At 67.8% G+C, this 7,964-nt stretch carries 6 protein-coding genes; all 6 read left to right on the top strand.

Features of this window, described 5'->3' with window-relative positions; all coding sequences use genetic code 11:
* Positions 1 to 725: ABC transporter permease (locus tag HMPREF9440_RS06380; protein ID WP_040764359.1), on the top strand; the 725-nt coding region annotated here is incomplete at its 5' end.
* A gap of 109 nt (positions 726 to 834) precedes the next feature.
* Positions 835 to 2,520, top strand: coding sequence for an alkaline phosphatase family protein (locus HMPREF9440_RS06375; protein ID WP_008542600.1), 1,686 nt, complete (start codon positions 835 to 837; stop codon positions 2,518 to 2,520).
* Entirely contained in the window at positions 2,520 to 3,395 is an 876-nt protein-coding gene (gene serB / locus HMPREF9440_RS06370) for a phosphoserine phosphatase SerB (protein WP_008542599.1), read from the top strand. The genes HMPREF9440_RS06375 and serB overlap by 1 nt, the downstream gene beginning before the upstream one ends.
* 178 nt (positions 3,396 to 3,573) lie before the next feature.
* The gene (locus HMPREF9440_RS06365; protein WP_008542598.1) at positions 3,574 to 5,493 is read left to right on the top strand and encodes a hypothetical protein; all 1,920 of its coding nucleotides are present in this window, start codon (positions 3,574 to 3,576) and stop codon (positions 5,491 to 5,493) included.
* 195 nt (positions 5,494 to 5,688) lie between these two features.
* On the top strand, positions 5,689 to 6,735 hold the full coding sequence (locus tag HMPREF9440_RS06360) for a DUF1266 domain-containing protein (protein ID WP_008542596.1): 1,047 nt from the start codon (positions 5,689 to 5,691) through the stop codon (positions 6,733 to 6,735).
* A 135-nt stretch (positions 6,736 to 6,870) separates the two neighbouring features.
* A partial coding sequence (locus HMPREF9440_RS06350; protein WP_008542595.1) for an ankyrin repeat domain-containing protein occupies positions 6,871 to 7,964 on the top strand: 1,094 nt, incomplete at its 3' end.

Here is a 7,964-nt window from a genome sequence, read left to right as displayed (position 1 = left end):
ACGGGATCGAGGACATGGACCTGATGGCGCGGCTCGTGCCGCCCTTCACCCACCTCGCGCACCCGCTCGGGACCGATGAGCTCGGCCGCGACGTGCTCACGCGTCTTCTGCACTCGATCCGGCTCTCGTTTCTGCTCGCCGTCACCGGGACCATCCTCGGGGCGCTGATCGGCACTACTTTGGGCTTCCTCGCCGCCCGCTTCGGGGGCTTGACGGACGACGCCGTCAACATGGGGGTCGACGTCACGGCGAGCCTTCCCTTCATCATCCTCGCGCTCACGATCATCGCGTTTCTGGGGACCGACATCTCCGTCATCATCGTGATCATGGCGGTCTACGGCTGGGACCGCTATGCGCGATTGACGAGAAACCTCGCGCGCTCCGCCTACACCGAAGGCTACGCCGGGGCCCTCGAGTGCCTCGGGATCCCGACGATGCGGATCGCCATGCGGCACATCCTCCCCAACATCGCCTCGGCTTTGGTCGTCAACATGACGCTCAACTTTCCCGGGATGATCCTGCTTGAAACGTCGTTGTCGTTCCTCGGCGTGGGCGTCCAGCCCCCGATGAGTTCCTTGGGGACGATGCTGGGGTTCGGCCGCGACTACCTCACCACCGCCTGGTGGATCGCCGTCGTGCCGGGCGTCGTGATCGTCTTGTCGACCCTCTCGATGTCGATCGTCGGCGACTGGGTGCAGCAGAAGCTCGAACCCGCGGCGAGGTAGGCCCGGCAGACCCTTTTTCTTTCTTCCTCGATGGCCTCCGAACACCGTTGAACACCGCAACCCGAACCCCTTACCATCCTTCAGACAACTCACCTGCTGCCCAAGCACCATGACCGAAACCCACCGCTCCCCGCGCTTCATCATCGTCGGCTTCGACGGGCTGCGCCCCGACGACGCGACGGACGACCAGATGCCGAACGTCGCGCGCTTCGCCCGCGAACATCACACGTGGACGAAGTACCTCGCGTCCTTCCCCACGGAGACCTACGTCAACCACCCGTCGATCTTCTCGGGCTTCCGCCCGAAGGACCACGGCGTGATCCAAAACTGGTTCTACCGGCGGGGCATGCCGAAGGAGGCGCTCCTTTTCCGCGGCTCGTCGATGGATTCGGTGCTGGCCGCCGACGCCCTCGACCGCGGTTGCTGCCGCGTCCCGTCGATGGGTGAGCGGCTCGCACGAAATACGATGCGCATGCGCGTCTACTGCGCGAATTCCGCGGGGTCGACGCGTCTTCAGCACGTGCGCGCCGAGCGCTTCGAAGGACACTGCTGCGTGCCGGTGCACGACCTCGCGCGGACGGTGCCGGAAAGTGAGATCGAACGGCTCCGGGCCGCCGGCGTTCCGGGCGCGCCTCTGACGTTCCCCGACTTCGACGGGAACCGGATGACGGTGGACGCTTTTCTCCTATTGGACGCCGCGCAGGGACCGCAGACTCTTCCCGAGGTCGCCGTCGTCTGGATCGGCGAGCCCGACCACTCCGAGCACGAGTTCGGGCTGGACGACCCCCGCACCATTGAGGCGAGGCGCGACGCCGACCGTCAGTTCGGCCGCATCCTCGACTGGTGGGAGCGTACGGGGAAGGACGAAGACGTCCAGCTCATCGTCATGTCCGACCACGGCCACGGCGTCGTGCGCCGTCACGTCGACGTGGCGGCCCCGTTGAGGAACGCAGGCTTCACCGTGGTGGACGGCCTCGGGCTCAAAGAGGGAAAGAATCCGGCCGACTACGACGTCGTCATCGTCGGGAACTACACCGTGGGCGTCTGGTTCCGCGAACCCACCGCGGCCAACATGCTCCGCGCCCGCGACGCCCTCATGGCGTCCCCCGACGTGGGACTCGTCTTCTCGAAGCCCGACGCCACGCGTCCCGGTGCGGTGGAGGGGAGGGTTCCGGGGACGTTCTCCGAAGCCGTCGTTTTTTCCGACCACGAGCGCACCCCCGACATGCGCTTCGTCATGCGCGGGGACGTCGCCACGGGCGAACTCGTCATGGGAGAGGAGCTTCCTTTGAACGCCGGGAACCACGGCGGGCTCCTCCCGCAGGAAATCCGGTCGTTTCTCGCCGTAGGCGGGAAACGCTTCCCCGGCTCGGGCGTGCATCATGAGCCGGCCGGCCACGACGATCTTGCGGTCACCGTCATGACGATGCTGGGCGTCCTGGACGACGAGGCGGCGCTCCCGCTCCCCACGGGCCGGACGCTGACGGAAGCGGTGCGTGCGGAAGGCGGGAAACCCGAGTGCGCATGCGCATCGTACGATGCCGCGCAACCTGTTCGGGAAGTGCTTTCCCTCTCCTGCGGGGCCTTCACCCAGCAGATCACGCGGGAAGTTTGGGCGGGAAGGAGCTACGTGGTGGAGGGCACCCGCGTGGCTGCGGACGGAGATGACGGATGGACGCCGCGCCGCGGTCTCCACGGCCTCGGAAGCGCGGGTACCATGTCGGGAACGGGGCTCGACGACGGGGCCTCCGGTCCCGACGACAACCCCACCCAAACCCCGAAGAAGGAGGCCTGATGGTCGACGTGATTCTCTGCGGGCGGCCCTTCGCCCAACTGGAGACCCTTGCCGAAGCGTTTCACCCCAAGCGGGTGCGCCGCACCGCCTCGCCCGTCGAGGCGCTGCGGCTCTGCGGCGTCGATGAAGTTGAGGACCGCGAAGACCTCGCCGCGCTCCCTGTGCGCGCCGCGGAGATCCGCGCGGATCACTTCATCGTGCCCGAGGGCTTTTCCGTCAAATCCTTCAAGCTCGCCTGCTTCGACATGGACAGCACGCTGACGCGGAACGAATGCATCGACGACATGGCGGCGCTCGTGGGGAAGGGCGAGGAGGTCGCGCGGATCACCCGCGAAGCGATGGAGGGGAAGCTTCCTTTCGCCGAGAACCTCCGGCGGCGCGTCGCGATTCTGGAGGGCTTCCCGAAGGCGCTCCTCGATAAGGTCAACGCCGAGACGCGGCTCCAAGCCGGTGCCGAGGCTTGGATCGGGTTTCTGCAAAAGCACGGCGTCCGCTGCGCCATCGTCACCGGGGGCTTCACGGATTCGGCGGCGGCGTTGGGCAAGAGGCTCGGGATCGACCTCTGGATCTCCAACACGCTGGAGTGGACGGATGAGGCCCTCATGACCGGTCGGGTCTTCGGGCCGGCGGGCGGGAGGATTTTGGACGCCGACGGGAAGCGTCGGGCGTTGGAGGTCTTGGCCTCTGCGGCGCACCTGTCGCTCGCCCAGACCATTGCCGCCGGCGACGGCGCGAACGACCTCGAGATGATCGGCGCCGCAGGCTTTGGGTTCGCGTTTCACGGAAAGCCCGTCGTCGAGGCCGCCGCCCCGCACGCGGTGCGCTTCGGCGGGCTCGACGTCGCGATGCTCGCCTTTGTCGAGGCTTGGTCGTAGGCGGCGGGAAAGGTTTCGGGAAAGACGCCGTTCGACGCGGGAACCGGTTCCGCGCGTTCCTTCGTTCGGGGGCGTGTCACAGGTTGTGACCGCCCCCGCACCATTTCGGGCGTCACCCTAGAATAGGAGGCATAGAGAAATCAACGACCCGTTCGCCTCAACACGCCCCGACACCCCTATGACCGATCCCACCGATTCCAACGACAACACCGAGAGGTCCCTCCGCACCATCCGCGAGGTTCCGGCCGAAGCCGAAGTGCTCGGCCGCATCCGTTCGTTGAACGACGCCGAAGACTACGCCGGCATCATCGCCTACTGCGAAAGCCTCCCGGAAGAGGCCCGCACGTCCGACGTGCTGGGCGAATGGGCGCGCGCCCTCAACAACCAGGGGCAGCCGGGCGAGACGGAACCGTTTCTGAAGGCCCTCGAACTCCTCTCGGCCGTTCCCGAGGACGCGCGGGAGAACCACTTCTGGAACTTCCGCCGAGCCTACGCCCTCTATTGGCTCGACCGCACGATCGAGGCGCGCCCGCACTGGCGGGAAGCCCTCCGTCACCGTCCGGGAGACACCGACACCCTCGAATTCATCGAGATGACGGACCGGGCCTGCGCCGCGCAGATGTTCTCGATGCCGTTCGAAGAGCGCGTCGCCGACTTCTGGAAGGCCTTTTCCGAAGAGGAGGGGCGCTTCGCGGTCGGCGTGCAGTCGATCACGCTCGGGATGGGCAGCTTCAGCGCGGTGGCCGCGCGGATCCGTGAGCTTCTGAAGCTGATCGACAACGAGAAGTGGTCCCTCGGGATTCATCTGCCCACGGCGGAGGATCCCCGTCCCACGATCGTTTTTTCGCCCCAGGGCTGGCGCGTGGCCGCGTTCCCGATGCGGGAGTTCCTGCGCCGCGCGCCCGTGGAGCTTCTGGACCGCTGGCGCTTCGTCCTGGGCGTGCAGCCGATGGCGGAAGACGTCTTCGCGAAGATCTCGATCCGCTTGGGCGGCGTGTCGCTCTCGCCCGCAGAGCTCTGGGTGACGCCCGTCACCGAGGACCACGCCCTGCGTCTCCGGTTCACCGGGCCCGCCTTCACCGGACTCACGCAGGAGGACGTTCCGTTCATCTTTGAGAGCCTCGAAGACCTCGTGCGCTTTTCCGTCGGCGAAGCCGCGCAGATGCGCTGGTTCAACCAGTTCGCGATCGCGCCGTGGACGGGAGAGAAGGTTCAGACCGGGAATGCCGGGAAGACCGTGGAGGCTTCGGGCGGAACCCCTGCTGAAGCCACGCGCGAAGAGGGCGTCCGACCTGCGGATGAGGCGCCCTCCGCCGGCCCGCGCGAAGACCCCCGGATGCGCCTCACCGAGTTCGCCGCCTGGGCGCGGCGCAAATACCCCGACCTCCCGACCCGGACGCTCGAAGCCGAACTCGAAGAATCCGTCGAGGCGATCGAGATGCCGGAGAAGGACCCCGACTGCGACTTCCTCATGGACGTGAAGAGGATCCGCACCACGTGCCCGGGTCTCGTCAACCAGTACCGCGAGAACGTCAAGGACTTCACGATCGAGTACGAACGCCAGGGCGTCGCCGCGGGGATCTTCCACTTCAGACTTGCGGACGACGCTTCCGCGGAAGCGAAGACCGCCGCGCGCGAATCCCTCATCCGCTTCATGCGGGACGACATCGGCCCCGACGCGGTGCTCGTCACCGGGTGGGGGACGGCGCTACGCTACGACTACGTCGAGTGCATCCTCTGGTCGAGCAGGAAGGCGCTGGAGAAGCTCGTTGACTGGTGCGCGGCGCACGACGAAGTGCTCTATGCAGGATGGCACAACTACGTCCGCGACGCCGGGGGCATCTGGTTCAAGAATCCGAACGCCGACGGGCCCGCGGAGGAGCCGGGGGATGAGCCCGGGGAAGAGGCGCGGGGAGAGGCTCCCGCAGGGGCCGAAGCGACCGAGGCGAATGAAGAGAACCGCTTGTCCGCCGGGCGCGCCGAGTCCGCCGAACCTGCTCCGGGCGCAGAGAACGTTCCCGCTGCCGAACACGCAACCGAGACCGAAACCGAACACCCATCCGCGGCCGCCGAGATCGGCGTCACCGCGAAGGCGTAAACCGACAGATTTATGGGCGTGCGGGACGTGCCGCACGCCTCCGCCACCACCCATCATGACCGGCCGCAGGGAGGAGGCCGGGAGGTCCGAGAGGTTTGGAAGCCTTGAAGGATCAACACCCGAGGTCCGCGGCGCGGCAACCGCCGCCGGAACCGAAACATCGCAGGTCCTCCCCACGGGAGGAAAGGAGTTCACATGACCAAAACCCCTGAACAACTCGCACGCGAACAGGCCGAAGCCGTCCTGAAGATTCAGCAGGACGCGGTCGAGACCCAAATGAAGATGATGGAGCAGCTCTACGGGGACAACCCGGAAATGCTCGCGCAGCTGAAGGCGCAGCTCCAGGCCACCATGGCGAACCAGGCCGATCTCGTCGCGCAGGCGCAGGCCGCGGCCTTCGCGGCCGTCGGCGCCGCGCAGTCCGGCCAGGGCTTCGACCCCAATGCGTTGATCGCCCACCTCCAGGCGCAGGCTCAGGCCCACGGCATTTCGGTTGATCCGCAGGCGGACGCCGACGAAGGGTTCGAGAACGCCTACGGCTTCATCAACCAGCTCCGTACCGACTACGACGAGGCCGCACCCCAAACCTACGCGAAGGGCTCTCCGGAAGCGAAGGTCTTCGGGTACCTCCTCGGCGGCATCGTCGGCAACCTCAACGGCCACATCCCGGATCAGCTCGAGTGCGAACCGCGCTCGCCCGAAATGGAGGAGCAGGTCCGCGGCATCCTCTCCAACTTCTGGGGGATAGACACCCCGGACGAATTGGGTGAACGCCTCTCCGACCTTCTGGAAGAGGGCGGCATGTCCGCGCTCTACGCCCAGATGGCGGCGACCGAAGACTTCAACGAAATCGCCGCGGAAGAGGATCCCGAAGACGTTCCCGGCGCGATGATGCGCTGGCGGCTCGCCCGCCACTTCGCGGAGAAGGTTCCCGCGGAAGCCATGCGCGGCTGGGACATCGGCCGCGCCGCGGCGCTCGTGCGCTGGGGCTACTTCGTCGGGATGATCGACGAGGACACCGCGCACTCGATCCTCGAAGTCTGTGCGGAGGAAGCCTGCGCGCGCTTTGAGGGCTGGCGCGACTTCGGCGTCTCGTACCTCTTCGGCGGGCTCTTCTGGCGGATTTCCGCGGGCGAAGACGAAGCCGCCGAGTGGATCGAAAACGCGGGCGGCGCCTGCGTCGAGCTCCTGGAGCCGGGCGGCGCCTGGCTCGCGCACCCCTGGGCGAAGGCGATCGAATGACGCCCGGCCGCCGCACCCGCAGAGGGCGCGGCGGCTTTGAACAACGGCCGCGCCGCCCGGACCCCGCACATCCCCGGCGTCCCCGGGCGGCGCTCCCGAACCCCATTCCGAAGAAACACTTCACGGAGCCCCGACATGGCCGCCAACCTTGACCCCGGACCTCTTTCTCCGCGCGAAGCCCTTCTCGCCGACCGGCGGGCGGGCGCCGCAGACCGTCTGCCGTTTTATGAAGTCGTCTCGGTGACGGCCGAGGACGGATCGGGCCGCACGATGCTCTCCCACGCGGCGGAGGCGCTCGACGCCGAAGCCGTCGCGGTCCTGCTCCGCCGCGGGGCGGATCCGAACGCCGCCGACCGGTCGGAATTGACGCCGCTCCTGCGCGTCGCGGCGGGTCCCCGGGACTGGCCCGACGATCCGGCCTCACTCGACGAAACCGTCACCGTGCTCCTCCAAGGCGGCGCCTCGATGATTCCTCGGGACTCTTCCGGCAGGAACGCCGCACAGCGGGCGGCCGCGAACCTCGTCCACCCCTTCTTCCGCGCCTTGGAGAAGGCGGGCGTGAAGCCCTCGGGTCGCGAGGAGGGCACGGGCGACACGCTTCTGCACCTCGTCGCCCGGGCGGTCGAGGCGTTCCGCAACCTGCCCGGAGAGGAGGCGGTTGAACGCGAAACCGACGCGCTCATGATCGCGAAGATTCTGGTCGAGCGCTTCGGCTTCGACCGCGAAGCCCGCAACAGTCTCGGGCGCACGGCGCGCGACCTCGCCGTCAAGGCGGGTTCGCGGCTTCTCGCCCCCTGGCTCGCCCACGGCGATGAAGTCCTGGGGAAAACCGAACGGTGTTCGCTTCTGCTCCTCACGGGCGGCGCGACGGCCCAGGAGGCCGCGGCGATGCGGGACGAAACGAAGACCGCCGCACTCATCCGGCTCGGACTCGCTCCGGACGAACCCGCGGCGGAGGGTGACCAGCAGGGGCTCACGCCGCTCTCCGCCGCGGCTGAGGCGATGGCCGTCGGCGCGATGGAACTGCTCCTCGACGCCGGCGCCGACCCCGCCGAACGCCTCAATCAGAAGGCCCCGGGCGGCCGCATGACCGAAGGCACGAGCGCGATGCGGATGCTCATCTGGGCGCCGGGCTCGCCCACGCGGCTGCCCTCCGGACTCACGCTTCAGGACTGGCGCCGCGCGCTCACCATGATGCTCCGCGCGCCGGCCCTTCAAGAGTGGGGCGG

Source organism: Sutterella parvirubra YIT 11816 (assembly GCF_000250875.1).
GTDB lineage: Bacteria > Pseudomonadota > Gammaproteobacteria > Burkholderiales > Burkholderiaceae_F > Sutterella > Sutterella parvirubra.
This window is presented reverse-complemented; position numbering and strand designations above follow the sequence as displayed.